This is a genomic window from Lysobacter olei (genome assembly GCF_054777355.1).
The window spans coordinates 179,740-206,056 of the sequence record NZ_BAAHAT010000006.1 but is presented as its reverse complement, the minus strand read 5'-3'; the positions used below and the strand labels follow the sequence as shown (position 1 = coordinate 206,056).

Genomic DNA, 26,317 nt, shown 5'->3' with positions numbered 1-26,317 from the left:
CGGTGGCGGCAAGGTCCGGAGACGACGGTCGATCCGCCGTACTCGGCCAGAACCGCCCGCTGGGCGCAGGCTATTCGAAGCTGCCGACCGAGTCGTGCGACAGGTTGTCGAACCGCGTGTACTCGCCAAAGAACTTCAGCTTGATCGAGCCTGTCGGGCCCGAACGTTGCTTGCCGATGATGACCTCGGCCAAGCCCTTGTCCGGCGAATTTTCCTTGTTGTAGTAGTCGTCGCGGTAGATGAAGACGATCATGTCGGCGTCCTGCTCGATAGCGCCCGATTCGCGCAGGTCGGCCATCACCGGGCGCTTGTCAGCGCGCGTTTCCAGCGAGCGGTTGAGCTGCGACAGCGCGATCACAGGCACCTGCAGCTCCTTGGCCAGGCCCTTGAGCGATCGCGAGATCTCGGAGATTTCGGTCGCGCGGTTCTCGCTGTTGCCAGGCACGGACATCAGCTGCAGGTAGTCGATGACGATCAGGCCCAGGCCGTGCTCGCGTTTGAGGCGGCGGGCCTTCGCGGCAAGCTTGACCGGTGACAGGCCGGGCTCGTCGTCGATGAAGATCTTCACTTCCTTCAGCTGGCGGATGGCGCTGGTGACGCGGCTCCAGTCCTCGTCCTCCAGCTGGCCGGTACGCAGGCGCTGGGCGTTGACGCGCCCCACCGACGAAATCAGGCGCAGCGCCAGCTGGCTGGCGGACATTTCCATGGAGAACACCGCCACCGGCAGCTTGCTCTTGAACGCGGCGAACTCAGCCATGTTCAGCGCAAGCGTGGTCTTACCCATCGCCGGGCGCGCCGCGAGGATGATCAGGTCAGTCTTCTGCAGGCCGGCGGTGAGCTCGTCGAACTCGGTATAGCCGGTGGGCAGGCCGGTGACGCTGCCGCCGTTGGCGTAACGCGTCTGCAGCACGTCGAAGGCCTCGACCAGCGCCTTCTGCACGTCGGTGAAGTCGCTACGGCCGGAGGTGCGGGACTGGGCGATCGCCAGCACCTGCTTCTCGGCTTCCTCCAGGATCATGTCGCTGTCGCGGCCGTCGGGCTGGAAGCCGTCGTTGACGATGCCGGTACCAACATCGATCAGCTGGCGCAGCACCGCCTTGTCGCGGACGATCTCGGCGTAGGCCACGATGTTGGCCGCCGACGGCGTGGTACTGGCCAGCTCGATCAGGTACGCGCCGCCGGCCACCTGTTCGGCCAGGCCCATCGACTCGAACCACTCACCCAGCGTCACCGCATCGAATGGCTTGCTCTTCTGCGCCAGCTCGGCAATGGCGCGGTAGATCAGCTGGTGGTCGCGACGGTAGAAGTCGTTGTCGGTGAGCTGGTCGGCTATGCGGTCGTACGCATTGGGGTCCAGCATGAGGCCGCCCAGCACGGCCTGCTCGGCCTCGACCGACTGCGGCGGGACCCGCAACTGGTCCATGCGCTGGTCGGAACGGGTCTCGAACCGCTTGTCGTTGCGGAAACCGGGACGTGCGCTCATTGCAGGTGGAATCCCCTGGAGTGGGCCGTCTGCGCGGCCTTGGTGGCGGCCTTGGCGACAAGGCTGGTCGGCCATGGTATGCCCCGATGGTCGACGGGTGTTGCAGACAAGTCTGTGGATAAGCTGCGGATAGCTGTGCGGCGGTTCATCCAGCCAACCTGTGGCAATACGGTCTCAGCCGCTGCGACGGAAGCAGGGCGATGGCCGCGCACGCTTGCTGTGAACCCCGACTTCGATCCGGGCCAACGGCGCGAATGCACCCGGAAAGCACGAAGGGCGCCTTGCGGCGCCCTCCGGCAGCACAACCTAGATCCGTGGATCAGGCGGCTTCGGCTTCGACGATCACCTTGACGGTGGTCTCGACGTCGGCGTGCAGGTGGACCAGCACGTCGTACTCGCCGATGTGGCGGATCGCGCCTTCGCCCATGATGACTTCGGACTTGGCCACTTCGTAGCCGTGCTTGGTCAGCGCTTCGGCGATGTCACGGGTGGTGACCGAGCCGTACAGCTTGCCTTCGGTGGCGGCGTTGGCGCGGATGGTCACCGACACGCCTTCCAGCTTGGCCTTGCGGGCTTCGGCGTCGTCGTGGATGGCCTTGGCCTTGGCTTCGTACTCGGCGCGCTTGGCTTCGAACTCAGCCAGGTTGGCGGCGGTGGCCGGCACGGCCTTGCCCTGCGGCACGAGGTAGTTGCGGCCGTAGCCCGGCTTGACGTCGACGGTGTCGCCCAGGCCGCCGAGGTTGGTGACCTTCTGCAGGAGGATCAGCTTCATGGTGTTGCTCCGGATTCGTTAGCGGGGCGTCGGCCCCGCAGCAATGACTGTTGTCCGAATGAATGCGGCCGGAAGGCAGGCAACGCCCGCCCTCCGCCGGTCATCCACGGGCCAAGGCCCGCGGACGCGCCAATCAAACGTTGTGGTTGTCGGTGTACGGGATCAGGGCCAGGAAGCGAGCGCGCTTGATCGCGGTCGACAGCTGGCGCTGGTACTTCGACTTGGTGCCGGTGACGCGGCTCGGCACGATCTTGCCGGTCTCGGTCAGGTACTGGCGCAGGGTGTTGAGATCCTTGTAATCGATCTCCTTGACACCCTCGGCGGTGAACTTGCAGAACTTGCGGCGGCGGAAGAACTTGGACATGTCAGTGATCCTCAGGCGGCTTCGGCGTTGTCGTCGGTCGACTCTTCGGCAGTGCCGGCGTCGGTACCTTCGTCGTCACGGCGGCGGCGCTCGCCGCGCTCCGGCTTGTCACCCTTCTCGTCCTTGAACTTCATGATCAGGGACTGCTCGGTGTCGGCCGCATCGCGCTTCATGACGAGGTGGCGCAGGACGGCATCGTTGAAGCGGAAGCCATCGACCAGCTCGTTCAGCACGTCCTGGGTGCACTCGATGTTCAGCAGCACGTAGTGCGCCTTGACCAGGTTCTCGATCGGGTAGGCCAGCTGGCGGCGGCCCCAGTCTTCCAGGCGGTGGACCTTGCCCGAACCGTTCTCGATCAGGCCCTTGTAGCGCTCGATCATGGCCGGGACCTGTTCGCTCTGGTCCGGGTGGACCAGGAACACGACTTCGTAATGACGCATTGTGTTGTTCCTTGTGGATGATGGCAGGCGGAAGCCGGCCGGATCAGCCCCCCGCCACCCCTGCATCAGGGCGATGCCGGGCGCGGTAGGGCAAGGGTCTCCCGCAGCAGGGCCGCGGGAGCCGGAAAGTATGGCAGGACGCGGGCTTGCGCGCAAATTGGCGCCGCCCGGGGTCAGCTCAGGCGGCGTGGACCGTGGTGGTGAAGCTTTCCCCGCAGCCGCATTCATCGGCCACGTTGGGATTGCGGAACACGAACTGCTCGCCCAGCCGCTGCTTGATCAGGTCGATCTCGGTGCCATCGACCAGCGGCAGGCTGATCGGGTCCACGAAGATGCGCACCCCGCCCTGCTCGAAGATGCTGTCGCCGGGCCGCTCCTCCGTCGCCAGGTCCGCCTTGTGCTGCCAGCCCGAGCACCCGGTCTTGCTCACCCCGAAGCGCAGGCCGAGGGCACCCGGCGTTTCGGCCAGGTAACGCTGTACACGGTCAAGGGCGGCGGGACTAAGGGTGACGGCCATGGGGACTCCAACGGGTGCGGGCACAGTATACGTCCGGCATCCTGCATGGCGGCGGACCGAGGAACAGGTGCTCGGATGCCCCCTCGGGCCTGGGAAAGCCGGGATGGCTCGCAAGCCCGAGGCGGCAACCGGTAAACTCGCCCTCTTTCCCCATATCGGCCCTTTGCGGCAAGGATTCAAGGCATGACGGTGGTCAGCGTCTCGCAGGCGCTCGCGGGCAAGGTGCCCGCCGGCGGAGAAGTCACGGTCCGCGGCTGGGTGCGCACCCGGCGCGACTCGAAGGCCGGGCTCAGCTTCGTGAATGTCAGCGACGGCTCCTGCTTCGCGCCGATCCAGGTGGTCGCGCCCAATACCCTCTCCAACTACGAGGATGAGGTGAAGCGCCTGACTGCCGGCTGCGCGGTCATCGCCACCGGCACGCTGGTGCAGTCGCAGGGCCAGGGCCAGGCCTACGAAATGCAGGCCAGCACGGTGGAGGTGGTGGGCTGGGTGGACGACCCGGAAACCTACCCGATCCAGCCCAAGGCGCACTCGCTGGAGTTCCTGCGCGAGGTGGCCCACCTGCGTCCGCGCACCAACCTGTTCGGCGCCGTGACGCGCATTCGCGACTGCCTGGCCAAGGCCGTGCACCGCTTCTTCCACGAGCAGGGCTACTACTGGATCAGCACACCGATCGTCACCACGTCCGATGCCGAGGGCGCGGGCCAGATGTTCCGCGTGTCCACGCTGGACCTGGCCAACCTGCCGCGCACGCCCACGGGTGACGTGGACTTCAGCCGAGACTTCTTCGGCAAGGAAACCTTCCTGACGGTGTCCGGCCAGCTCAACGTGGAGGCCTACTGCCTGTCGCTGAGCAAGGTCTACACCTTCGGCCCGACCTTCCGCGCCGAGAACAGCCACACCACCCGCCACCTGGCCGAGTTCTGGATGGTGGAGCCGGAGATCGCCTTCGCCGACTTGGCCGAAGACGCGCGCGTGGCCGAGGAGTTCCTCAAGTACCTGTTCCGCGCGGTGCTGGGCGAACGCGCCGATGACATGGCCTTCATCGCCGAGCGCGTGCAGCCGGATGCGATCACGCGCCTGGAGAAGTTCGTCAATGCGCCGTTCGAGCGCATCGAATACACCGACGCGATCAAGCTGCTGCAGAACGCCGGCAAGAAGTTCGAGTTCCCGGTGGAATGGGGCCTGGATCTGCAGACCGAGCACGAGCGCTGGCTGACCGAAGAGCACGTGGGCCGTCCGGTGGTGGTGACCAACTACCCGGAGCACATCAAGGCGTTCTACATGCGCCTGAACGACGACGGCAAGACCGTCGCGGCGATGGACGTGCTGGCGCCGGGCATCGGCGAGATCATCGGCGGCTCGCAGCGCGAGGAGCGCATCGACGTACTGGACAAGCGCATGGGTCAGTTCGGCCTCGACCCGGCGCACTACGAGTGGTACCGCGATTTCCGCCGCTACGGCACCGTGCCGCACGCTGGTTTCGGCCTGGGCTTCGAGCGCCTGGTGGTCTATGTCTGCGGCCTGTCCAACATCCGCGACGCGATCCCCTACCCGCGCGCACCCGGCAGCGCGGAGTTCTAAGACGTGATCCTGTTCCTGGCCCTGTGCTGCCTCGCGCTGGCGATTGCCGGCGCCACCGCGCTGGCGATCTTCTGGCCGCTGACGCTGGTGCACGTGCGTGACCGCCACCCGGAGTTGCAGCGCAACCTGGGTGAGCTCGCATTCGCCAAGCCCGCGTCGCTGTGGTGGCTGCTGCGTGGCGGCTACCGCGCGGCGAATGATCGTAATCTCAACGGCCTGGCCACGCCGGCCCGCATTTCGCTGATGTGCATCATCGGCGGACTCGTGGCAGGCGGGCTGCTGTGGTTGTTGTCCCTGGTGGTGTCGGCATGAGCATGCGTGACGAATGGTGGCTGGCGACACTGGGCCGCACGGTGGTCTGGGCACGCCTGCGTCTACTGGAAGCAGGCACGGCCGAAGTCTTCGACAGCGACGGCAATGCGCAGCCCTACGACAGCGAAGACAGTGCGCGCGCGGCCCTGATGGATGCCGAGTACGTGGCGCTGGACGGCATGGATGCGGACGATGCGTCATCGCGTGGCTTGGCACTGGATGAACTGGTGCCGCCGCAGGCAGCCGATGATGCGCAATTGCGCGACCTGATGGTGCAGAAGCTGCCCCTTCGCCACTGACGGCGGCGCTACGCCCCCGCGCCAACGGCCGTGCTACGAATGGGCAATGGGCCAGGCCCCGCCTGGACCCGACACTTCCGGATTACTGCGCGCATCCGCCGCGCCCTGCGTTGGAGACCCAGATGAACCTGAACCTGTCCGGCAAGCACGCCCTGGTCTGTGGCGCCACGCAAGGCATCGGCCTGGCGACGGCGAAGGCGCTCGCTGAGTTGGGGGCGGATGTCACGCTGCTCGCGCGTCGCGAAGACGTGCTGCGCGAGGTGGTTGCCGCCCTGCCCCACCCGCATACCGGGCAGGCACACGGCTGGATTTCCGCCGATGCGGCCGACACCGACGCGCTGCGCGCCAAGGTCGAGGCGTTGGCGGCCGGCAAGCCGGTCCACATTCTCGTCAACAACAGCGGCGGTCCGCCGCCGGGCACGGTGCACGGCACCGACATCGCCGCCTTCGAAGCCGCGTACCGCCAGCACCTGCTGGCCAACCATGTGTTGGCCGAAGCCGTGATCCCCGGCATGGAACGCGACGGCTATGGCCGCATCGTCAACGTCATCTCCACGTCGGTGAAGGAACCCATTTCCGGGCTGGGCGTGTCCAACACCACGCGCTGGGCAGTGGCGAGCTGGGCCAAGACGCTGGCGACGGAACTGGCCGCCAAGGGCATCACCGTCAACAACGTGCTGCCGGGCTCTACCGAAACGCCGCGCATCGAACAGATCATCGACACCACGGCCGCCAAGACCGGCCAGAGCCGCGAGGCGGTGTTCGACAAGATGGTGGCGGAGATCCCGATGCGAAGGTTTGCCAAGCCGGAGGAAACGGCGGCGGCGATTGCCTTCCTGTGCTCGCCGGCAGCCGGCTACATCACCGGGGTGAACCTCCCGGTGGACGGCGGACGCACGCGCTCGCTGTAACGCCCCTTCCATACCCTGCCGAAGGGATTGACGCGACTGCTACATTAGCCGGATGCGTCTCGGCCACTTCATCGCGGGTGAATACCGAGACCCCTCCGGGGGTCAATGGCTCGACGTTTTTGATCCGGCCCGGGGTCAGCCGTTCGCTCAGGTGGCACGAGGCACCGCGCAGGACGTGGAAGCGGCCATTGCCGCGGCCGAAGCCGCCGCGCCCGGCTGGGCCGCACTGCCAACCACCGAACGTGCCCACTGGATGGAGCGGCTGGCCGATGCCCTGGAGGCGCGGCTGGATGATTTCGCCCACGCCGAGGCACGCGACGGCGGCAAGCCGTTCAAGCTGGCACGCGATGCGGAAATTCCACGCGCGATCAGCAACCTGCGTTTTTTCGCCCATGCCGCCACGCAGTTCGCCAGTGAATCGCACCACGGCCAGGCGGGCCTGAATTACACCCTGCGGCAGCCGCTGGGCGTGGTCGCGACAATTTCGCCGTGGAACCTTCCGCTGTACCTGTTCACGTGGAAGATCGCGCCCGCACTCGCTGCGGGCAACGCGGTGGTCGCCAAGCCGTCGGAAGTTACGCCGGTCACGGCCACGATGCTCGGCGAGCTGATGCAGCAGATCGGCTTCCCGAAAGGCGTACTCAACATCGTCCACGGCCTGGGCCCCGAGGTCGGCGAACCGCTGGTGGTGGATTCGCGCGTGAAGGCGGTGTCCTTCACCGGCAGCACGGCCGTCGGCAAGCGCATTGCTGGCCTGGCCGCGCCGATGCTGAAAAAGGTGTCGCTTGAGCTGGGCGGCAAGAACCCGACGCTGGTGTTCGCCGACAGCAGTTGGCGTGAGCACCTCGACACCATCGTCCGCTCCGCGTTCCAGAACAGCGGGCAGATCTGCCTCTGCGGTTCGCGCATTTTGGTCGAGCGCAGCATCTATGCTGAGTTCCGCGATGCGCTGGTCGAGCGTGCATTGGCCTTGCGCATCGGCGACCCGATGGACGATGACAGCCAGATGGGACCGCTGGTCTCCCAAGCCCACTTCGACAAGGTCGGCGCGGCGCTGGTGCGGATACGCGAGGAAGGCGGCCACGTACTGTGCGGGGGACACGCCCTCGATCGCCCGGGCTGGTTCGTGGCCCCCACGGTCGTGGAAGGCCTGGGACCCGATTGCGCCAGCAACCGTGACGAGATTTTCGGACCGGTGGTGACTCTGCAGCCGTTCGATAGCGATGACGAGGCGCTGACCTTAGCCAACGCCAGCGACTACGGGCTGGCCGCCTCGGTCTGGACAAACGACCTCAACCGCGCGCACCGCATCGCCGCAAGGCTCCGGGTGGGCATGGTCTGGATCAACACCTGGCTGATGCGCGACCTGCGCACGCCGTTCGGTGGCGTCGGCGCTTCGGGGCTGGGTCGCGAGGGTGGTCTGGAGGCCATGCGGTTCTTTACCGACGCCAAGAACGTCGGGCTCAATATCGGATAAGGATCCAATGAATTCTTTGAACGAACTGCTTGAACGCAACCGTGCCTGGTCTGAACGGATCTGCAAGGAAGACCCTGGCTTTTTCGAGCGCCTGTCCAAGCAGCAAGCGCCGGAATACCTGTGGATCGGCTGTTCGGACTCGCGCGTGCCAGCCAACCAGATCACCGACCTGGCGCCGGGCGAAGTCTTCGTCCACCGCAACATCGCCAACGTGGTCGTGCATACCGACCTGAACTGCCTGTCGGTGGTGCAGTTCGCGGTGGACGTGCTCAAGGTCAAACACATCATGGTGGTGGGCCACTATGGCTGCGGTGGCGTGCATGCCGCGCTGACCGGTGCGCGCGTGGGCCTTGCCGATAACTGGATCCGCCATGTGGCCGATGTGGCCGACAAGCACACGCGCTGCCTGCACGGCTTCAAGAGTGAGGCGGACCAGCATGACCGCCTATGCGAGCTCAACGTGCTGGAACAGGTGGTCAACCTGACGCATACCAACGTCGTTCGGGATGCATGGGCGCGCGGCCAGGACCTGACGGTGCATGGCTGGGTCTACAGCCTCACCAACGGCCGGGTGAATGATCTGGCCATCAGCATGAATGCGCCCGGGCAGCTGGCCTCGACCTACGCGCTGTCGCTGGCGCGCATTGCTGACGGTTGCGGGGTGACCTGACATGGGTGAAGTGATCCGCACCGACAGCGCCCCCAAACCGGTGGGCCGCTACCCGCACGCGCGCCGCGTGGGCAACCTGCTGTTCCTGTCTGGCATCGGGCCGCGCCATCCGGATGGCGACCACATCCCCGGCAACGAATATTTTGCCGACGGCCGCCTCAAGCATTACGACATCGCGGCGCAGACGCACTCGGTATTCGACAACGTCCGCTCGGTGCTGGAGGCGAGCGGCGCACGCTTTGCCGACCTGGTGGACGTGACGGTGTACTTGACCGACATGGCGCGCGACTTCAAGACGTACAACGCCATCTGGGCAGAGTACTTCCCTGACATCGACACGGCCCCGTGCCGCACGACGCTGGGCATCACCGCCCTGCCCACCCCGATCGCCATCGAGCTCAAGTGCATCGCCGTGGTGCAAGATGGGCCCAAGCCCTAAGCCGAACGCCGACCACCAGGATCTGCCCTCATGCTGCCCGCCCCCATCAATCTGCAGGCCTGGATCGACGAACACCGCCACCTGCTCAAGCCGCCGGTAGGCAACAAGTGCATTGTCGATGGCGACTACATCGTGATGATCGTGGGCGGGCCGAACGCCCGCACCGATTACCACTGGGAAGAAGGCCCGGAGTTCTTCTACCAGCTGGAAGGCGAAATGGTGCTGCGTATACAGGAAGATGGCGCGGTGCGCGACATTCCGATCCGCGCCGGTGAGATGTTCTACCTGCCTCCTCGCGTGCCGCACAGCCCGCAGCGCATGCCGGGGTCGATCGGACTGGTCATCGAACGCAAGCGCCTCGCCCACGAGGACGACGCGCTGATGTGGTTCTGCGTGAACTGTAACCACAAGCTCTACGAGGAAGTGTTCCACCTGGTGGACATCGAGCAGGACTTCTTCCGCGTGTTCGAACGGTTCTACCGCGACGATGCGCTGCGCACGTGCGGCCAGTGCGGCACCCTCAACCCGCGACCCAGCCGCTACGAACTGCAGGCCGACTCGCAGGCCGACATTACCTGAGCCCGGATACGCGATGCTGAAGATCGACACCCACGCCCACTACCTGCCGCGCGACTGGCCTGACCTGGCGCGCAAGTACGGCGACCTGCGTTTCCCGGTGATCCACCACACCGAGGATGGACGCCACCGTATCTACAAGGACGGCAAATTCTTCCGCGAGGTGTGGTCCAAGACGTGGGATCCGCAGGAGCGCATCGATGACTACGCGCGCTTCGGGGTGCAGGTGCAGGTCATCAGCACGGTGCCGGTAATGTTCAGCTATTGGGCCAAGCCGCACCACGCGCTGGAGCTGCATCAGGCGCTCAACGACCACATGGCCAAGGCCTGCCGCGATTACCCGCGCCACTACGCGGGCATTGGCACGGTCCCGCTGCAATCGCCGCGCCTTGCGATCCAGGAACTGGAACGCTGCATGGACCAGCTCGGCCTGCAGGGCGTGCAGATCGGCAGCCACGTCAATGACTGGAACCTCGACGCGCCTGAGCTTTTCGAGTTCTTCGAGGCGGCCGCAGAGCTGGGCGCGGCAATCCTGGTGCACCCGTGGGACATGATGGGTACCCCGTCGATGCCCAAGTACTGGCTGCCCTGGCTGGTGGGCATGCCGGCCGAGCAGTCGCGCGCGGCCTGCTGCCTGGTCTTCGGCGGCGTGCTGGAGCGCCTGCCCAAGCTCAAGGTGTGCCTGGCCCACGGCGGCGGCAGCTTCCCCTACACCATCGGCCGCATCGAGCATGGCTTCAACATGCGCCCGGACCTGGTGGCCACGGACAACCCGCGCAACCCGCGTGACTACCTGTCGCAGCTGTACTTCGACTCATGGGTGGCCGACGACCGCGCGTTGCGCTACCTGCTCGACACCTGCGGCACGGACCGCGTGATGCTGGGCACCGACTACCCGTTCCCCCTAGGCGAGCAGGAACCCGGGGCGGGCATCGCATCACTCGCGCTGTCGCCCGGGGACCAGGCACGTCTGTACCACGGCACGGCGCTGGAATGGCTCGGCCTGCCGATGTCGCGCTTCGCCTGAACTCCCTCTTTGATCGCCCGTCCCGCTAGGGACCTGGAACCTTTTGACGTGACCGACGCCACTCTCGACGCCTCTACCGATCCGTTCACCGACGCCTACGCAGCCCACCTCGATGCCATCGCGCCGCGCTCGCGACGCGCCGACTTCCTGATCCCGCACCACGAAGGCCGGGAGATGGCGTACTTCGTCGGCAACTCACTGGGCCTGCAGCCGCGCGGCGCACGGGCACACGTGGAAGAGGTGCTGGACAAGTGGGCGGTCGAAGCGGTCGAGGGCCACTTCACCGGGCAGGCGCAGTGGATGACCTACCACGAGCTGGTGCGCGAACCGCTGGCGCGACTGGTGGGTGCACTGCCGTCCGAAGTGGTCGCGATGAACTCGCTGACTGCCAACCTGCACTTCATGATGGTCAGCTTCTACCGGCCCACGGCCGAGCGCCCGGCCATCCTAATGGAGGCCGGCGCATTCCCCTCGGACCGTTACGCGTTGGAGTCGCAGGTGCGATTCCACGGGTTCGATCCGGCCACGGACCTGATCGAAGTCGAGCCCGACGAAGCCGACGGCACGTTCTCGATGGAGGCGATTGCGCGCGCGATCGCCGAACACGGCCCGAGGCTGGCGCTGGTGGTGTGGCCCGGCGTGCAGTTCCGCACGGGGCAGGCATTCGACCTCGCCGAGATCACGCGCCTGGCGCACGCCCAAGGCGCCTTGTGTGGCTTTGACCTCGCCCACGGGGTCGGCAACCTGCCGCTGCAGTTGCATGACGCCGGCGCCGACTTTGCCGTGTGGTGCCATTACAAGTACCTCAACGCCGGGCCGGGCGCGGTCGCCGGCTGCTTCGTCCACGAACGCCATGCGAACACGCAGCGGCCGCGGTTTGCCGGCTGGTGGGGACACGATGTTGCGAGCCGCTTCCGCATGGGACCTGACTTCGTGCCGACCCCCGGTGCGGATGGCTGGCAGCTCAGCAATCCGCCGATCCTGGGCCTCGCGCCGCTCCGTGCGTCCCTCGCGTTGTACGACGAGGTGGGCATGGCCACGTTGCGGTCCCGCTCCGAATCACTGACCGGCTACCTGGAGACGCTGATCCGCCAACGTCTGTCGGACGTGCTGCAGATTGTCACCCCCAGCGAACCTGCCCGCCGCGGCTGCCAGTTGTCGATCCGTGTCGTCGGCGGCCGAGTGCAGGGTCGCGCACTGTTCGACTACCTCGCGGCCAACGGCGTGCTGGGCGACTGGCGCGAACCCGACGTAATCCGCATTTCCCCCGCCCCGCTCTACAACACCCATGCCGACGTGCTGCGCTTCGCACGGACGGTGGAGGCCTGGCGCGATGCCCGCTGACCGACACATCACCGTTATCGGCGCCGGCTTGGCCGGCGCGCTGCTCGCCACCCTACTTGCCCAGCGTGGCTGGAAGGTGGATGTGTACGAGAAGCGCGGCGACCCGCGGGTCAAGGGCTACGCGGGTGGACGCTCGATCAACCTCGCGCTGGCCGAACGCGGTCGCCATGCCCTTCGCATGGCCGCGGGCGATGACGAGGTCATGGTGCACGCCGTGATGATGCGGGGCCGCATGGTGCACTTCCGCGATGGCCGCACCGACTTGCAGCGCTACGGCAAAGACGACAGTGAGGTGATCTGGTCGGTGCACCGCGGCGACCTCAATATCGTCCTGCTCGATATCGCGGAGCAGGCCGGGGCGCGCCTGCATTTCAACCGATCGCTGGATAACGTGGATTTCGACGCCCGCATCGCCACCTTCACCGATGACACAGGCGGCCCGACGCATACGATCGGCTTCAATGCGCTGGTGGGCGCCGACGGTGCGGGCTCCGCGCTACGTGCCGCGATTTCGCAAGAGAGTGACCTGGGCGAACGCACCGAGTTCCTCGGCCATTCCTACAAGGAACTGGAGATCCCTCCTTCAGCGGATGGCGGCTTCAGCATCGAGCCGAATGCACTGCACATCTGGCCGCGCGGCCGTTATATGTGCATCGCGCTGCCCAACGACGAACGCACGTTCACCGTCACCCTGTTCCTGCCCAACGAAGGCGACCCGAGCTTCGCGACGCTGCGCAACGGCGCCGAGGCGCGCGCATTGTTCGAGCGCGATTTCGCCGATGCGCTGCCGCTGATTCCGAAGCTGGAGGAGGACTTCGAGCGCAATCCTGCAGGTCTGCTTGCCACGCTCTATTTGGACCGCTGGCACCTGGATGACCGGGCCGTGCTGATCGGCGACGCCGCGCACGCCATGGTGCCGTTCCACGGCCAGGGCATGAACTGCGCCTTCGAGGACTGTGTTGCCTTGGCGGAGCACCTGGATCGGGAGCCCGATTTGGCGACAGCATTTGCCGCGTTCCAGGCCGAGCGCCTGCCAAACGCGCGGGCCATCCAGCAGATGGCGCTGGAGAACTACCTGGAAATGCGCGACCGGGTGGACGACGACGACTACCTGCTCCAGCGTGCGCTGGAACTGCGCCTGGCCGAGCGCCACGCGGACCGGTTCATGCCCCGCTACGCGATGGTCACGTTTCAGCGCATGCCTTATGCCGTCGCCTTCGAGCGTGGACAGCTGCAGCGCCAGCTCCTGGTGGACCTTACCCGCGGGCACACTACGCTGGACACCCTGGACTGGGAGGCGGTAGACGCCACCGTGCGCGAACGCCTGACCCCGCTGCCCCGCGACTGAGCCGATGCCTGCCAGCTTCCTGTTCTACGATTTGGAGACTTTCGGCAAGGACCCGCGCACCACGCGGATCGCGCAGTTCGCCGCCATACGCACGGACGCGAACCTCAACGAGGTCGAAGCGCCAATCAGCGTATACGTACAGCCTGCTGACGACCTGTTGCCCTCGCCCGGCGCCACCCTGGTCACGGGCATCACGCCACAGCAGGCCCTGCGCGATGGGATCAGCGAAGCCCAGGCGTTCGCGCTGATCCACGACGAGATGGCGAGGCCCGAGACCTGCAGCCTCGGCTACAACTCCCTGCGGTTCGACGACGAGTTCATCCGCTTCGGCTTGTTCCGCAACTTCTATGACCCGTACGAGCGGGAGTGGCGTGGCGGCAATACACGGTGGGACTTGCTCGACGTGCTACGGATGGCCCACGCCCTGCGTCCGGAGGGTCTGGTGTGGCCGCGCAACGAGAAGGGCGATCCATCGTTCAAGCTGGAGCACCTTGCCGAAGCCAATGGCGTGCGCGAGGGCGATGCACACGAAGCCTTGTCCGACGTGAGGGCGCTGATCGGCCTCGCACGCAAGCTCAAGGCCGCGCAGCCCAAGTTGTGGGAGTACTCACTGCGCCTGCGCGACAAACGATTCGCCGCCAGCCTGGTGGACGTGGCGGCCATGACCCCGCTGCTGCACGTGTCGCAACGCTACCCCGCCAGCCGGTTGTGCGCGGCGCCGGTGCTGCCCATCGCCCGGCACCCGAAGATCGACAACCGCATTATCGTGTTCGACCTGACCCAGGATCCCAAGAGCTTGCTCGAGCGCGACGCTGAGGAGATCGCGGCGACGATGTACCTGCGCGCCGAACAGTTGCCGGAGGGTCAGGACCGGGTCGCACTGAAGGAACTGCACCTCAACCGCTGTCCCGCCCTGATGGCCTGGCAGCACCTGCGACAACCGGATTTCGAGCGCCTCGGCATTCAACCGGATGAAGTGGCCACACGTGCCCAGCAGTTGCAGGCAGTGGGTCCGGCACTCGCGGAAAAGGTCCGCCGGGTTTTTGCCAAGGACGAGGCCCGCGCGCCGGCCGATCCCGACGCTGCGCTGTACGACGGCTTCCTCGGCGACGGCGACAAGCGGCTGTTCCAGGACGTGCGCACCACTCCGCCCGAGGCATTGGGGCAGCGCAGCATCCCGTTCCGCGACTCGCGCCTACCTGAGTTGCTGTTCCGCTACCGTGCGCGCAACTGGCCCCACAGTCTGTCAGTCGAGGAGCGGATGCGATGGGATGACTACCGTCGCACACGCCTGCGCGGCCCCGCCGGGCTGTCGGAATACACCTTTGAGAGCGTCCGCCATGAGTTGGCCGAACTGCGCGCCCGGGGCGACCTCGATTCGCACCGCTTGGCGCTGCTGGACGCCGTGGAGGCCTGGACGAACCATCTGGATGCCACCCTCACTGACGCGCGCGATACTGTCGCACCTGCCCCCTGATTGCCTGCCATGAGCCAGTATTTCAGCGACGCCAGCCTCAAGTTCCTGCGCGGCCTGGCGCGACATAACAGTCGGGAGTGGTTCCTCGCGCACAAGGCCGACTACGAGACGCACGTTCGCGAGCCGTTCCAGCGGCTGTTGACGGACCTGCAGCCGGCATTGCTGGCCATCAGCCCCCAGTTCCGCTCCGATCCACGCCCGGTGGGCGGGTCGATGTTCCGCATCCAGCGCGATACGCGCTTCGCCAACGACAAGGCACCCTACAAGCCCTGGCAGGGTGCACGGCTGTTCCACGAGCGTCGACGCGAAGTGGCGGCGCCTTCCTTCTACCTGCACCTGCAGCCCGGCAACTGCTTCATCGGCGCCGGCCTCTGGCACCCGGAAACACCCACGGTACGCAAGGTCCGCCAGTTCATCGTCGACAACCCCGGTAGTTGGAGGGCGGCGGCCCACGCCCCCGCGTTCCGCAAGCGCTTTGACCTGGAAGACAGCGAGATGCTGGTGCGCATGCCGCGCGGTTTTCCCGACGATTTCGAGTTTGCCGAGGACCTGCGTCGGAAGAACTTCGTCGCCCTCCGCTCACTCGACGACGACGTCATGACCGGGCAGCGCCTGCGGCAGACCGTCGAAAAGGACCTGGTCGCGCTCGGGCCGTTCACCGACTACCTCTGCGCCGCCCTCGACCTAGAGTTCTGACGGTGTCCCCAGCCGATTTCCGACGCTTTTCGCTGTTCTACCTCGGGTACTACGGCGCCTTGGGTGCATTCACGCCGTACATAGGCCGCTGGGTGGTGGCGCAGGGTCACGGCGGCTACGTGGTCGGTGCGGTGCTCGGGCTGTGGTACGGCGGGCGCATGCTCGCACCGCCCACGTGGTCACGCTGGTCCGCCCGCAGCCCAATGCCGGGCCGTTGGCTGGTGGCCGGCTGTCTGCTGGCGCTATTGGGCTTCGCGGCACTTTCAGGTATCACGGGCGCGATTCCCATCTTCCTAGCCATTGCGTGGTTCGCGTTGTTCTTCAACGCGGTGATGCCGCAGTTCGAGGCGATGACGCTCTCGGCACTGGCCCATCGCAGCCACGAGTACGGGCGAATTCGCGTATGGGGTTCGATCAGCTTCCTGATCGTGGCAGCGAGTTATGGCTGGCTGCTGGATCGACTGGGGGAAGGCGCATTCGTATGGCTAACCTTGCCCTGGCTGGCGTTGACCGCTGCAGCGGCTTGGTTGCACCGCAACGACCAACCGCATGCGTCAGGGCAGACGACTACGGTGAACCAATGCGCGTCGGTCCGTGGATCGAATGAGCCATCGTCGTCCGCCGTCGGTGATCCCGGCGCCAAACTCGCCCCCCTGCCCTCCGCCGAAGTCAGCGTGGCGGCCAGTCCTGCAGACCGCCTCGCCACGACACCCCTCTGGCAACGCCCGGGTGTCCGCAGCCTGCTACTGGTCACGCTGCTCATGCAGCTGGGTTTCGGCCCGTTCTACGTGTTTTACACCCTGCACCTGCGTGCACAGGGCCACGACGGCACGGCCGTCGGCCTGCTGTGGGCCATCGGCGTGATCTGCGAGGTGGCCATGTTCTGGCTCGCGCCCAGGCTGCTGCAGCGCTTTGGCGCATGGCGTGTGATGCTCACCTGCATGGGTTTCACCGTGGTGCGATGGCTGGCCGTGGCATGGCTGGGCCCCTCCTTTGGCTGGATGGCGCTGGCGCAGACCGGGCATGCCCTCAGCTTCGCCGCGTTCCATGCCGGTTGCATGCGCCGCATGGCCGAACTGTTCCCGGCACGGCAGGACATGGTGGCCGCGCAAGGCCTCCTGTATGGCTTCAGCGGTGGGATTGGCGGCGTACTGGGCGCCGGCGTTGCCTCGGTGGCCTGGCAGCACGGCGGCGGCCAATGGGCTTTCGTTGCAGGGGCATTGGCCACGCTTGTGGGATTCGGTGTGTTGCTGGCCACGGCGGCGTCGTTCCGGCGGACCACGGCGACCTGATGGGATGCGGTCTCGTGGGGCCCTGAGCAGCCGGGCGACCGCCACGTATTTGCGACCGTGAGCGAAATGCGCCCCCTCGCCTCGCCTCGCCTCGCCTCGCTTCGCTTCGAATCGGAATTCGGAATTCGGACCAGAATGGGGCCGGACTGCGAATATCCTGTATCCATTGTCAATTGGAGCGCACCCAATGAAGAAGCTGCTGGCCGTTGGCCTCGTCCTCCTCGTCCTGCTAGTGGGCGTCTGGGCTTCGGGCCCCTTCCTTGCCGTGCACAACATCCGCAAGGCTATTCAAGCCCAGGACACGGCCGCGCTGTCTCAGCACATCGACTTCCCAGCGCTACGGGCCAACATCAAGCTGCAGTTGGATGACCAGTTGGTGCGCAGGGCCGGCGCCGACGTCCAGTCCAGCCTGCTGGGTGCGATGGCGTTGGGCATGGCCGGTAGTCTCACCGATGGCATGGTGGACATGCTCGCCACACCCGCCGGTCTGGGTGCGCTGATCGAAGGTCGAGGACTATTGAAGCGGGTCACCAGTGCCGACATCGACCCCAACGAAAAGGCCTTGAACACCGCGCCAAGCGATCCCCTGGAAGGGGCGAAATATCGCTTCCAGTCGCCCTCCCGCTTCACTATCACGCTCCACCCCCAATCGGAGGAACCGCTGGTCGTGGGCATGACGCGGGACGGCATGCGCTGGCGGGTAACGGACATCCGCCTGCCGTTTGACGCGGGGGCGTTAGCAGCCGAGTAAACCCCGACCACTATGGGTCGGGCGAGTCAGGTGATCCAGGCGGAGCAGACGATCCACGCGCACCAGAGGGAGCAGGCAGAACAGTCGGAACAGACAAGCCATACGGGCGGGCCAGCGCGCTACCGCGGGTTGGCCACACCGTGCGGCACGTGACCCGCTGCCACATGATCACGCGCCGAAACGATGTTGTGCTCGGAGTCGTCGAAGAAGATATCGGCGCCGAATGCTTCAAGGAATGGGCCCTTGGCGCGCCCCCCCAGGAACAGCGCCTCGTCCAACCGGATACCCCATTCCCGCAGGGTGCGGATCACGCGCTCGTGCGCCGGCACGGAACGCGCCGTGACCAGCGCGGTACGGATCGGTGCCGTCTCACCAGTGGGGAACGCCGCCTGCAAGCGATGCAGCGCATCCAGAAAGCCCCGAAACGGTCCACCCGACAACGGTTGCCCCGCGTTCGCACGCTCATAGGCCGCAAATGCCGCCAGCCCGCCCTCGCGGGAGACGCGCTCGCCTTCGTCGCCAAAGATGACCGCGTCGCCGTCGAACGCAATGCGCAGCTGGTCATACCGGTGCTCGGGGGCCTGCGACGGCAGCAGCGTTGCCGCCGCCACGCCCGCCGCCAAAGCCGCGCGCACATCCTCCGCGTGGGCTGAGAGGAACAGGTCCGCGCCGAACGGCTTGATATACGGGTACGGCGGCGCGCCATTGCTGAATACCGCACGCTTGATCGACAGGCCGTGGTGCTCGATCGAATTGAAGATGCGCAGCCCGGTATCGGCCGAGTTGCGCGAGATCAGGATGACCTCCACCCGAGGCGCCTCAGGCGGCGCACCCTCATTGAGGCCCAGTAGTTTGCGCACCAGGGGAAATGCCACCCCAGGCGCGAGCACGTCATCTTCGTGACTGCGCTGGAAGTCCGCGTAGGCATCCAGACCGTCGCGTTCAAACAGCGTGTGGCTGTCCTCCATGTCGAACAGCGTTCGCGAGGAGATTGCAACGATCAGCGGGTCGGCATTGGCGTCTGGCATGGGGGTATTGTGCAGGGTGTTGGTCTCTGTGGCTGAGACGGTGTGGGAGCGCGCATGGGGTGGTCTGCCAAGTCGCTCCATGGAATTCGCTTGGTTCGCAGACCACCCAATGCGCACTCCGAGCGGTGATGGAGTTTCCAAAAGCCGACACCGTCGCTTTTGACTCCGCCCACACCGCCGGAGTGCGGGTATCGGCAGGTCCGGGCACCGAGCGAATTACGTGGAGCGAATGCCCGGGCCTGCCGATACCCGCCCCCCATAAACCTCACCCGCTCGTGAACTGCTCCGCCAGCATCCGTTCCTCGAGGTTGTGCTCCGGGTCAAACAGCAGCGTCACCGTCCGGTCGCGCGACTCGCGGATCACCACCTCCACCACGTCGCGCACTTCGTGCGAGTCCGCCGTGGCGCTGACCGGCCGCTTGTACGGGTCCAGCACCTGGAAGCGCACTTCGGTATCGGCCTTCAGCACCGCACCGCGCCAACGGCGGGGCCGGAACGCGGCGATGGGCGTCAGCGCCATGACGTTGGCGCCCAGCGGCAGGATCGGGCCGTGGGCGGAAAAGTTGTAGGCGGTGCTTCCAGCGGGCGTCGCCACCAGGACGCCATCGCAGATCAGTTCGTCCAGCCGAGTCTGGCCGTTGAGTTCAATGCGAATGTGCGCGGCCTGTCGCGTCTGACGCAACAGCGAAACCTCGTTGTAGGCCAGAGAACCCACTGTAGCCCCGGACTCGGTTTGCGCCAGCATCTCCAGCGGGCGCAACACGGCGGGCTCCGCGGCTTGCAGGCGTGCCAGCAGGCCATTCGGGCTGTGGTGGTTCATCAGGAAACCGACGGTACCGAGCTTCATCCCGTACACGGGTTTGCCCAGGGTGCCGTGGCGGTGCAGCGTCTGCAGCATGAAGCCGTCGCCGCCCAGGGCGACCAATATGTCGGACTCTGCGGGTGCGTGCTGCCCATGGCGCTCGACCAGTTGGGCGAGCGCGTTCTGGGCGTCTTCGGTGTGACTGGCCAGGAAGGCGATGCGAGGCGTCGAGGTCATCGGAGGCTCCGGGGCATGCCGACAGCATAACCCGGAGCTCCGTCATGACCATGACAACCGCGCCGCTTACTCCCCGGCCGAGGCCAACTGCGCCAGGCGCCGCGCGGCCACCGACAGGGTCGGATAGTCGAGCGACTTCTGGCTCAGAAGGTCGCTGAGCATGGCCACGGTGAAGCGAAGGGTCGAATCATCACGCTGCATCCATGCCTCCACCTTGGCCTCGGGCGCCTTCTTGCCGCCGCCCGCGAGGATCTGACTCACCAGACTGCGCTGCTGGGTCGCCAGTTCGTCGCGCAGCGCGCTGCGGGCCATGGCCTGCCAGCGACCGTCGACATCCAGCGCATCCACCTGCTCGTACAACCACGGCATCTGCAGCGCAGCACCCAGGGCAAAGTAGCCCTTGGCCACGTCCACCGGGGTCAGCTTGCGCGACTGCGCGACGTCCACGATGTCGCAGGCGAACTCGAGCGTCGGCAGGGCCGCCAGTTGGGTGGCCAGCGGTGCCGGCAGCCCCTTGGCCTTCCACTCGGCCAAACGGGCGTCATATGCCGTACGACGCGCGCCGGAGAGCACGGTTGGCAACACGTCGCGCACGGCCTTGAAGCCATCGCCATACCGCGCCATCGCCATGGTGATCTCGGGGATGGCACCCGGGCGCGACAGGATCCAACGGCTCATCGAGCGCAGCAGGGTCCAGATGGTCTTCAGCGCGTCGATCTGCACGCTTTCCGGCACCTTTCCGTCCAGCGCGTCGATCTGCGCCCACAAGTCACGCGCTTCCACCGCTTCGCGCGCAATGGTGTAGGCCTTGGCCACTTCAGCCGGCGTGCGACCGGTGTCCTCGGTCATGCGCAGGGTGAAGGTCGCACCCATGCGGTTGACCATGGAGTTGGTCACGGCCGTGGCGATGATCTCGCGCTTCAGGCGGTGACCCTCCATGACCTTGGCGTACTTCTCCTGTAGCGGCTGCGGGAAGTAGCGCACCAGTTCCTTCGACAGGTACGCGTCCTCCGGCACGTTGGAGTCCAGCAACTGCTGGAACAGCACCAGCTTGGAGTACGACAGCAGCACCGCCAGCTCCGGACGGGTCAGGCCCTGGCCGCGCGACTTGCGGTCGCTGATCTCGGCGTCGGTCGGCAGGTACTCGATCTGGCGATCCAGCAGGCCCTGCGACTCCAGCGTGCGGATGAAGTGCTGCTTGGAACCCAGGCGGCTCAGGCTCATCCGCTCCATCAGGCTGATGGCCTGGTTCTGGCGGTAGTTGTCGTTCAGCACCAACTCGCCGACCTCTTCGGTCATCGCGGCGAGCAGCTTGTTGCGACCTTCAAGCGTGAGCTTCTTGGACTGCACCACATCGTTGAGCAGGATCTTGATGTTCACCTCATGGTCCGAGGTGTCCACGCCCGCCGAGTTGTCGATGAAGTCGGTGTTGAGCAACACGCCGTGCTGCGCGGCCTCGATGCGGCCCAGCTGGGTCATGCCCAGGTTGCCGCCCTCGCCCACCACCTTGCAGCGCAGGTCGCGGCCATTCACGCGCAGGCCGTTGTTGGCGCGGTCACCCACGTCGGCGTGGCTTTCGCTCGCGGCCTTCACATAGGTGCCGATACCGCCGTTCCAAAGCAGGTCGACCGGCGCCTTGAGGATGGCGCTCATCAGATCTGTCGGGCTCATGGCGGTGACCGATGCGTCCATGCCCAGCGCCACCTTGATCTCAGGCGACAGCGGAATCGACTTGGCCGAACGCGGGAACACGCCGCCGCCCTTGCTGATCAGCTTGGCGTCGTAATCAGCCCAACTGGAACGCGGCACCTTGAACATGCGCTGGCGTTCCTTGAACGTCACCGCGGCATCCGGGTTCGGATCAAGGAAGATGTGGCGATGGTCGAACGCGGCCAGCAGTCGGATGTGCTTGCTCAGCAGCATGCCGTTGCCGAACACGTCGCCCGACATGTCGCCTACGCCGACGGCGGTGAAGTCCTGCTTCTGGCTGTCGCGACCCATGGCGCGGAAGTGGCGCTTGACCGACTCCCATGCGCCACGCGCCGTGATGCCCATGCCCTTGTGGTCGTAACCCACCGAGCCGCCCGAGGCGAACGCATCGTCCAGCCAGAAGCCGTGCGCGCGCGCAATGCCATTGGCGATGTCGGAGAAAGTTGCAGTGCCCTTGTCGGCAGCCACCACCAGGTACGGGTCATCGTTGTCGTGGCGCACCACGTTGAGCGGCGCCACGATCTTGCCGTCGACAATGTTGTCGGTGATGTCGAGCAGGCCGTTGATGAAGCGCTTGTAGCAGGCCACGCCTTCGTTGAACCACGCGTCACGGTCCACCGACGGATCCGGCAGCTGCTTCGCGAAGAAGCCGCCCTTCGAACCCACCGGCACGATGACGGTGTTCTTCACCATCTGGGCCTTCACCAGGCCCAGCACCTCGGTGCGGAAGTCCTCGCGGCGGTCCGACCAGCGCAGGCCGCCACGGGCCACCGGGCCGAATCGCAGGTGCACGCCTTCGACGCGCGGGCCGTATACGAAGATCTCGCGGTACGGGCGCGGCTTCGGCAGGTCCGGGACCTTGGACGAGTCGAACTTGAAGCTGACGTAGTCCGCCGGGCCACCGTCAGCGCGGAGGCCGTCCTTGCGGTCCATGTAATAGCTGGTGCGCAGGGTGGCTTCGATCACGCCGATGAAGCTGCGCAGGATGCGGTCCTCGTCCAGGCTGCTGACGCGGTCCAGCAGGCCCACCAGCGCGGCACGCGCGGCGTCGGTCTGCGCCTCACGCTTGCCGGCGCGGGCCTCGATGACCGGCTTGACCACCGCCATTACGGCTTCATCTCCACCGGCCAGTGCTTCGATCTGGCGGGTGAAGTGCTCCATGCCAGCCTTGATCTCGGCCTTGCTTTCCTTGCCGGTGGACGGATCGAAGCGGGCCTCGAACAGTTCCACCAGCATGCGCGCCAGCAGCGGGTAGCGATTGAAAGTCTCTTCCACGTAGTGCTGCGAGAACGGCACGCCGACCTGCAGCAGGTACTTGCAGTACGCGCGGAGCATGGCGACCTGGCGCCACGACAGGCCCGCGCCCAGCACCAGTCGGTTGAATGCGTCGTTCTCGACCTCGCCACGCCACGCGCGCACGAAGGCATCCTCGAACTGCGCGCGGTTGGCCTCCACGTCCAGGTCCTTGCTGGCCACGGCCACGTCGAAGTCCTGGATGTAGGCGACGGTGTCGCCGTCGGTCACGCGGTACGGGTGCTCGGTGAGCACGCGCAGGCCCATGTTCTCCATCAGCGGCAGAGCGTCGGACAGCTGCAGGTCAGAGCCCAGGCGGTAGAACTTCAGACGCAGGTCGCCGATGCCATGTGCGCGATACAGGCACAGGCGCAGGTCGTCGTCGCCCTTGAGCGCCGACAGGTTCTCCACGTCATCGGCGGCGACCGCGACCGAGGCGCCTTCGATATAGCCGCGCGGCAGCGCACGGCCCAGGCCGTTGGCCAGCTTGAGGCCCTTTTCCTCGCCATGGCGCTTGACCAGCGCCTCGCGCAGGTCGTCCTGCCAATTGCGCACGATGGCGGCCAGTTCTGCCTCGATCGCGGCGTTGTCGACCTCCACCGCGTCACCGGACTTCGGGCGGACGATCAGGTGCAACTGCGCCAGCGGCGACTCACCCATCATCACAGACGAGTCGATGTGTTCGCCGTTCAGTACGCGCTTGAGCATCGCCTCGATGCGCAGGCGGACGTCGGTGTTGAAGCGCTCGCGCGGGATGTAGACCAGGCCGGAGAAGAAGCGGCCATAGCGGTCACGGCGCAGGAACAGCTTGCTGCGCACGCGCTCCTGCAGGCCGAGGATGCCGCTGGCGGTCTTCAGCAGTTCCTGCTCGTTGGCCTGGAACATCTCGTCGCGCGGCAGCGTCTCGAGAATGTGGCGCAGCGCCTTGCCGCTGTGGCTGTCCGGCGCGAGGCCCGACTGGGCCATGACGTACTCATGGCGCTGGCGCACCAGCGGGATATCCCACGGGCGGCGGGTATAGGCGCTGGAGGTGTACAGGCCGAGGAAGCGTTCCTCGCGCACCGGCTTGCCGTCCTTGTCGAAGCTCAGCACGCCGATGTAGTCCATGTAACCCGGACGGTGCACGGTCGAGCGCGCATTGGTCTTGGTCAGGATCAGCGCATCCACCGAACCGGACTGCGGCATGTAGTGCGCCGCAAGGGATGTCAGCAGACGCGACTTGCCCACTTCCTTGCCGCGCAGCAGGCCCAGACCCGTGTCCTTCACCGCGCGCAGCACTTCCTTGCCGCCTTCCTTCGCCACTTCATACTCGCGGTAGCCGAGGAACGTGAAATGGTTATCCGAGGCCCAGCGCAGGAACTCCTGCGCTTCGGTGCGCCCCGCTTGGTCCACTGGCATGGTGCGGTTGACCAGGTCGTTGGCGACACCCGTCATCTTGTCGCGCATCTTCGACCAGTCGTTCACGATAGCGCGGACGTCTTCCAGCACGTCCTCGACCAGCGTCTTGATCTGCGCCATCGATTCCGGCGCCTGGCGATCAATCTCCAGGCACATCATCGACTCCGACACGCCTTCGCCGACCTGGGTGATCTTGCCGGCCTTGTCACGGGTCAGCTTGACCACCGGGTGGCCCAGCACGTGCACGCCAATCCCGCGCTCGGCCAGGGCCATGGTGACCGAGTCCACCAGGAACGGCATGTCGTCATTGGAAATCTGCAGCGCGGTGTGCGGCGACTCCCAGCCCTGCTCCTTGCGGGTCGGGTTGAACAACCGGACCAGCGGCTTGCCCGGCTTGCGCGTGCGCGCGAAGTCCAGCATGTCCACGGCAAGCGCGGCCCAGCCATCGGCGTCGTGCTGCGGCAACTCGTCCACGCTCATGCGGCGGTAGAAGGCGCTGACGAAGGCCTCGGCCTCCGCTTGGCGCGCCTTGGGCACGCGCTTGCGGACCGCGACCAGGATGGGTTCAAGGGAGACGGCGTCGGTTTCGGCCACAGCGGCGCGGGCTTTACCGCGGGATTTGGCTGGAGCTTTGGCGGCAGTACTCATGGGTACGGTAGTTCCAATGCAGTGAGGCCCACGCTTTCGCGCAGGCCAGTCGGGGAAAGTCAGCGGGGAACAACACCGTCGCGCACGTCGTACGACCCGGAAAGCGGGCCGGTCACGACGCCACGACGGGCGATCGGTTTATCGCGGCGATCGCCACCGCGATGCACATGGCAGGCGGTGGCGGGCGCGACAGTGCCTTGGAGGCGCTTCATGGGAGATCAGCGCAAGCCGGTCTCGTTGCGGGCGATGACCAGGCGCTGGATCTCGCTGGTGCCCTCATAGATCTCCGTGATCTTGGCGTCGCGGAAGTAACGCTCCAGCGGCATTTCCTTCGAGTAGCCCATGCCGCCATGGATCTGCACGGCCTGGTGGGTGATCCACATCGCGGCCTCGGAGGCCACCAGCTTGGCGACGGCCGCCTCGTTGCTGAAGCGGGCGCCGCCCTTCTCGAACTCGCCCTTCTGCCAGGCCGCGCGCAGGGTCAGCAGCGTGGCCGCGTCGAGCTTGCACTTCATGTCGGCGATCTTGGCCTGGGTCATCTGGAAGGTGCCGATCGGCGCGCCGAAGGCCTTACGCTCCTTCACGTAGGCCAAGGTGGCCTCGTAAGCGGCACGCGCGATGCCCAGCGCCTGCGACGCGATGCCGATGCGGCCGGCGTCCAGCACGCTCATCGCGATCTTGAAGCCCTCACCCTCGGCGCCCAGCACTTCGTGCGGCTGCACCACGTAATCGGCGAATTCGATCTCGCAGGTGGCCGAAGCACGGATGCCCAGCTTCGGCTCGGTCTTGCCGCGGTGGAAGCCAGCGCGGTCGGTGTCGATCATGAAGGCAGTGATGCCGCGCGCGCCCTTGTCCGGGTCGGTCATGGCGAACAGCACGATGTACTTGGCCACCGGGCCGGAAGTGATCCAGCTCTTCTTGCCATTGACGATGAAGGTGCCGTCGGCCTGCTTGGTGGCCTTGCAGCGCATGGCGGTGGCGTCGGAGCCCGACTGCGGCTCGGTCAGCGCGAACGCGCCGATCTCGCGGCCCTCGGCAATCGCACGCACGTAAAGCTGCTTCTGCTCCTCGGTGCCGAACTTCAGGATGCCGTTGCAGAACAGCGAGTTGTTGACCGACACGATGGTCGAGTGCGCTGCGTCAGCATGCGCGATCTCGATCATGGCCAGCACATAGCTGATCGGATCCATGCCCGCGCCGCCGTATTCGGCCGGCACCTCGATACCCATCAGGCCGTTCTCGCCCAGGGTGCGGATGTTATCCAGCGGGAACTCGCCGGTCTGGTCGTGGTGCTCGGCACTCGGAGCAATTTTTTCCTGGGCGATACGGCGCGCCACGTCCTGGATCATCAACTGCTCTTCGGTAAAGCGGAAATCCACGAAGCACCTCGATATGGCTGTGGGGCGACGTGCGCCCGCGATT

The 26,317-nt window shown here is 66.1% G+C and carries 25 protein-coding genes; 15 read left to right on the top strand and 10 right to left on the bottom strand.

The window, feature by feature from the left end:
• Positions 1-70: 70 nt before the first annotated feature.
• The 5 genes from ACYVBS_RS10895 to ACYVBS_RS10875 all read right to left on the bottom strand — a co-directional run bounded on the left by ACYVBS_RS10895 (position 71) and on the right by ACYVBS_RS10875 (position 3,576).
• A complete protein-coding gene (locus ACYVBS_RS10895; RefSeq protein ID WP_460823618.1) occupies positions 71-1,483 on the bottom strand; it encodes a replicative DNA helicase in 1,413 nt (470 codons plus the stop codon).
• A 319-nt stretch (positions 1,484-1,802) separates the two neighbouring features.
• On the bottom strand, positions 1,803-2,255 hold the full coding sequence (gene rplI / locus ACYVBS_RS10890) for a 50S ribosomal protein L9 (protein WP_460823617.1): 453 nt from the start codon (positions 2,253-2,255) through the stop codon (positions 1,803-1,805).
• Between the two features lie 133 nt (positions 2,256-2,388).
• The gene (gene rpsR / locus ACYVBS_RS10885) at positions 2,389-2,619 is read right to left on the bottom strand and encodes a 30S ribosomal protein S18 (protein ID WP_036136221.1); all 231 of its coding nucleotides are present in this window, start codon (positions 2,617-2,619) and stop codon (positions 2,389-2,391) included.
• 11 nt (positions 2,620-2,630) lie between these two features.
• The gene (rpsF, locus tag ACYVBS_RS10880; protein WP_460823616.1) at positions 2,631-3,059 is read right to left on the bottom strand and encodes a 30S ribosomal protein S6; all 429 of its coding nucleotides are present in this window, start codon (positions 3,057-3,059) and stop codon (positions 2,631-2,633) included.
• 178 nt (positions 3,060-3,237) lie between these two features.
• Positions 3,238-3,576: a HesB/IscA family protein gene (locus ACYVBS_RS10875; protein WP_460823615.1), complete on the bottom strand. Its 339-nt coding sequence runs from the start codon at positions 3,574-3,576 to the stop codon at positions 3,238-3,240.
• 183 nt (positions 3,577-3,759) lie between these two features.
• Between ACYVBS_RS10875 and asnS the strand changes: the two genes are divergently transcribed.
• The 15 genes from asnS to ACYVBS_RS10800 all read left to right on the top strand — a co-directional run bounded on the left by asnS (position 3,760) and on the right by ACYVBS_RS10800 (position 17,779).
• The gene (gene asnS, locus ACYVBS_RS10870) at positions 3,760-5,160 is read left to right on the top strand and encodes an asparagine--tRNA ligase (protein WP_460823614.1); all 1,401 of its coding nucleotides are present in this window, start codon (positions 3,760-3,762) and stop codon (positions 5,158-5,160) included.
• Positions 5,161-5,163: 3 nt separating this feature from the next.
• The gene (locus ACYVBS_RS10865; protein ID WP_460823613.1) at positions 5,164-5,472 is read left to right on the top strand and encodes a hypothetical protein; all 309 of its coding nucleotides are present in this window, start codon (positions 5,164-5,166) and stop codon (positions 5,470-5,472) included.
• Entirely contained in the window at positions 5,469-5,771 is a 303-nt protein-coding gene (locus ACYVBS_RS10860; protein WP_460823612.1) for a hypothetical protein, read from the top strand. The genes ACYVBS_RS10865 and ACYVBS_RS10860 overlap by 4 nt, the downstream gene beginning before the upstream one ends.
• A 122-nt stretch (positions 5,772-5,893) precedes the next feature.
• Positions 5,894-6,682 carry an SDR family oxidoreductase gene (locus tag ACYVBS_RS10855; RefSeq protein WP_460823611.1) on the top strand — a complete coding sequence of 263 codons (789 nt, stop codon included), beginning with the start codon at positions 5,894-5,896 and terminating at the stop codon, positions 6,680-6,682.
• Between the two features lie 52 nt (positions 6,683-6,734).
• Positions 6,735-8,159, top strand: a complete 1,425-nt coding sequence (locus ACYVBS_RS10850; protein WP_460823609.1) for an aldehyde dehydrogenase — start codon at positions 6,735-6,737, stop codon at positions 8,157-8,159.
• A 7-nt stretch (positions 8,160-8,166) separates the two neighbouring features.
• Entirely contained in the window at positions 8,167-8,829 is a 663-nt protein-coding gene (gene can / locus ACYVBS_RS10845) for a carbonate dehydratase (RefSeq protein WP_460823608.1), read from the top strand.
• Position 8,830: 1 nt separating this feature from the next.
• On the top strand, positions 8,831-9,268 hold the full coding sequence (locus ACYVBS_RS10840) for a RidA family protein (protein WP_460823607.1): 438 nt from the start codon (positions 8,831-8,833) through the stop codon (positions 9,266-9,268).
• 30 nt (positions 9,269-9,298) lie between these two features.
• Positions 9,299-9,847, top strand: coding sequence for a 3-hydroxyanthranilate 3,4-dioxygenase (locus ACYVBS_RS10835; protein ID WP_460823605.1), 549 nt, complete (start codon positions 9,299-9,301; stop codon positions 9,845-9,847).
• A gap of 13 nt (positions 9,848-9,860) precedes the next feature.
• Positions 9,861-10,871, top strand: coding sequence for an amidohydrolase family protein (locus ACYVBS_RS10830; protein ID WP_460823604.1), 1,011 nt, complete (start codon positions 9,861-9,863; stop codon positions 10,869-10,871).
• A 48-nt stretch (positions 10,872-10,919) separates the two neighbouring features.
• Positions 10,920-12,215: a kynureninase gene (kynU, locus tag ACYVBS_RS10825; RefSeq protein WP_460823603.1), complete on the top strand. Its 1,296-nt coding sequence runs from the start codon at positions 10,920-10,922 to the stop codon at positions 12,213-12,215.
• The gene (locus tag ACYVBS_RS10820) at positions 12,205-13,563 is read left to right on the top strand and encodes an FAD-dependent oxidoreductase (RefSeq protein ID WP_460823602.1); all 1,359 of its coding nucleotides are present in this window, start codon (positions 12,205-12,207) and stop codon (positions 13,561-13,563) included. Before kynU ends, ACYVBS_RS10820 begins: the two co-directional genes overlap by 11 nt.
• Before the next feature lie 4 nt (positions 13,564-13,567).
• The gene (sbcB, locus tag ACYVBS_RS10815) at positions 13,568-15,040 is read left to right on the top strand and encodes an exodeoxyribonuclease I (protein ID WP_460823601.1); all 1,473 of its coding nucleotides are present in this window, start codon (positions 13,568-13,570) and stop codon (positions 15,038-15,040) included.
• Positions 15,041-15,049: 9 nt separating this feature from the next.
• A complete protein-coding gene (locus tag ACYVBS_RS10810; protein ID WP_460823600.1) occupies positions 15,050-15,736 on the top strand; it encodes a DUF2461 domain-containing protein in 687 nt (228 codons plus the stop codon).
• Positions 15,737-15,738: 2 nt separating this feature from the next.
• The gene (locus ACYVBS_RS10805; RefSeq protein ID WP_460823599.1) at positions 15,739-17,028 is read left to right on the top strand and encodes an MFS transporter; all 1,290 of its coding nucleotides are present in this window, start codon (positions 15,739-15,741) and stop codon (positions 17,026-17,028) included.
• A gap of 187 nt (positions 17,029-17,215) precedes the next feature.
• Positions 17,216-17,779, top strand: a complete 564-nt coding sequence (locus ACYVBS_RS10800; RefSeq protein ID WP_460823598.1) for a DUF2939 domain-containing protein — start codon at positions 17,216-17,218, stop codon at positions 17,777-17,779.
• A 119-nt stretch (positions 17,780-17,898) separates the two neighbouring features.
• Here the strand turns inward: ACYVBS_RS10800 and ACYVBS_RS10795 are convergent, their stop codons facing one another.
• The 5 genes from ACYVBS_RS10795 to ACYVBS_RS10775 form a co-directional block, all read right to left on the bottom strand.
• Entirely contained in the window at positions 17,899-18,807 is a 909-nt protein-coding gene (locus tag ACYVBS_RS10795; protein WP_460823597.1) for a 5'-nucleotidase, read from the bottom strand.
• A gap of 265 nt (positions 18,808-19,072) precedes the next feature.
• Positions 19,073-19,846, bottom strand: a complete 774-nt coding sequence (locus ACYVBS_RS10790; protein WP_460823596.1) for an NAD kinase — start codon at positions 19,844-19,846, stop codon at positions 19,073-19,075.
• Positions 19,847-19,912: 66 nt separating this feature from the next.
• On the bottom strand, positions 19,913-24,895 hold the full coding sequence (locus ACYVBS_RS10785) for an NAD-glutamate dehydrogenase (protein ID WP_460823595.1): 4,983 nt from the start codon (positions 24,893-24,895) through the stop codon (positions 19,913-19,915).
• 59 nt (positions 24,896-24,954) lie between these two features.
• Positions 24,955-25,107, bottom strand: coding sequence for a hypothetical protein (locus tag ACYVBS_RS10780; protein WP_460823594.1), 153 nt, complete (start codon positions 25,105-25,107; stop codon positions 24,955-24,957).
• A gap of 6 nt (positions 25,108-25,113) precedes the next feature.
• Complete coding sequence (locus ACYVBS_RS10775) at positions 25,114-26,289, bottom strand: acyl-CoA dehydrogenase family protein (RefSeq protein ID WP_460823687.1); 1,176 nt, start codon at positions 26,287-26,289, stop codon at positions 25,114-25,116.
• Positions 26,290-26,317 lie beyond the last annotated feature (28 nt).

Excerpts from the sequence above, each read along its gene's own strand:
- ACYVBS_RS10895 (WP_460823618.1), bottom strand. The coding sequence starts at position 1,483 with ATGAGCGCACGTCCCGGTTTCCGCAACGACAAGCGGTTCGAGACCCGT.
- rplI (WP_460823617.1), bottom strand. The coding sequence starts at position 2,255 with ATGAAGCTGATCCTCCTGCAGAAGGTCACCAACCTCGGCGGCCTGGGC.
- rpsR (WP_036136221.1), bottom strand. The coding sequence starts at position 2,619 with ATGTCCAAGTTCTTCCGCCGCCGCAAGTTCTGCAAGTTCACCGCCGAG.
- rpsF (WP_460823616.1), bottom strand. The coding sequence starts at position 3,059 with ATGCGTCATTACGAAGTCGTGTTCCTGGTCCACCCGGACCAGAGCGAA.
- ACYVBS_RS10875 (WP_460823615.1), bottom strand. The coding sequence starts at position 3,576 with ATGGCCGTCACCCTTAGTCCCGCCGCCCTTGACCGTGTACAGCGTTAC.
- asnS (WP_460823614.1), top strand. The coding sequence starts at position 3,760 with ATGACGGTGGTCAGCGTCTCGCAGGCGCTCGCGGGCAAGGTGCCCGCC.
- ACYVBS_RS10860 (WP_460823612.1), top strand. The coding sequence starts at position 5,469 with ATGAGCATGCGTGACGAATGGTGGCTGGCGACACTGGGCCGCACGGTG.
- ACYVBS_RS10855 (WP_460823611.1), top strand. The coding sequence starts at position 5,894 with ATGAACCTGAACCTGTCCGGCAAGCACGCCCTGGTCTGTGGCGCCACG.
- ACYVBS_RS10850 (WP_460823609.1), top strand. The coding sequence starts at position 6,735 with ATGCGTCTCGGCCACTTCATCGCGGGTGAATACCGAGACCCCTCCGGG.
- can (WP_460823608.1), top strand. The coding sequence starts at position 8,167 with ATGAATTCTTTGAACGAACTGCTTGAACGCAACCGTGCCTGGTCTGAA.
- ACYVBS_RS10840 (WP_460823607.1), top strand. The coding sequence starts at position 8,831 with ATGGGTGAAGTGATCCGCACCGACAGCGCCCCCAAACCGGTGGGCCGC.
- ACYVBS_RS10835 (WP_460823605.1), top strand. The coding sequence starts at position 9,299 with ATGCTGCCCGCCCCCATCAATCTGCAGGCCTGGATCGACGAACACCGC.
- ACYVBS_RS10830 (WP_460823604.1), top strand. The coding sequence starts at position 9,861 with ATGCTGAAGATCGACACCCACGCCCACTACCTGCCGCGCGACTGGCCT.
- ACYVBS_RS10820 (WP_460823602.1), top strand. The coding sequence starts at position 12,205 with ATGCCCGCTGACCGACACATCACCGTTATCGGCGCCGGCTTGGCCGGC.
- sbcB (WP_460823601.1), top strand. The coding sequence starts at position 13,568 with ATGCCTGCCAGCTTCCTGTTCTACGATTTGGAGACTTTCGGCAAGGAC.
- ACYVBS_RS10810 (WP_460823600.1), top strand. The coding sequence starts at position 15,050 with ATGAGCCAGTATTTCAGCGACGCCAGCCTCAAGTTCCTGCGCGGCCTG.
- ACYVBS_RS10800 (WP_460823598.1), top strand. The coding sequence starts at position 17,216 with ATGAAGAAGCTGCTGGCCGTTGGCCTCGTCCTCCTCGTCCTGCTAGTG.
- ACYVBS_RS10795 (WP_460823597.1), bottom strand. The coding sequence starts at position 18,807 with ATGCCAGACGCCAATGCCGACCCGCTGATCGTTGCAATCTCCTCGCGA.
- ACYVBS_RS10790 (WP_460823596.1), bottom strand. The coding sequence starts at position 19,846 with ATGACCTCGACGCCTCGCATCGCCTTCCTGGCCAGTCACACCGAAGAC.
- ACYVBS_RS10785 (WP_460823595.1), bottom strand. The coding sequence starts at position 24,895 with ATGAGTACTGCCGCCAAAGCTCCAGCCAAATCCCGCGGTAAAGCCCGC.
- ACYVBS_RS10780 (WP_460823594.1), bottom strand. The coding sequence starts at position 25,107 with ATGAAGCGCCTCCAAGGCACTGTCGCGCCCGCCACCGCCTGCCATGTG.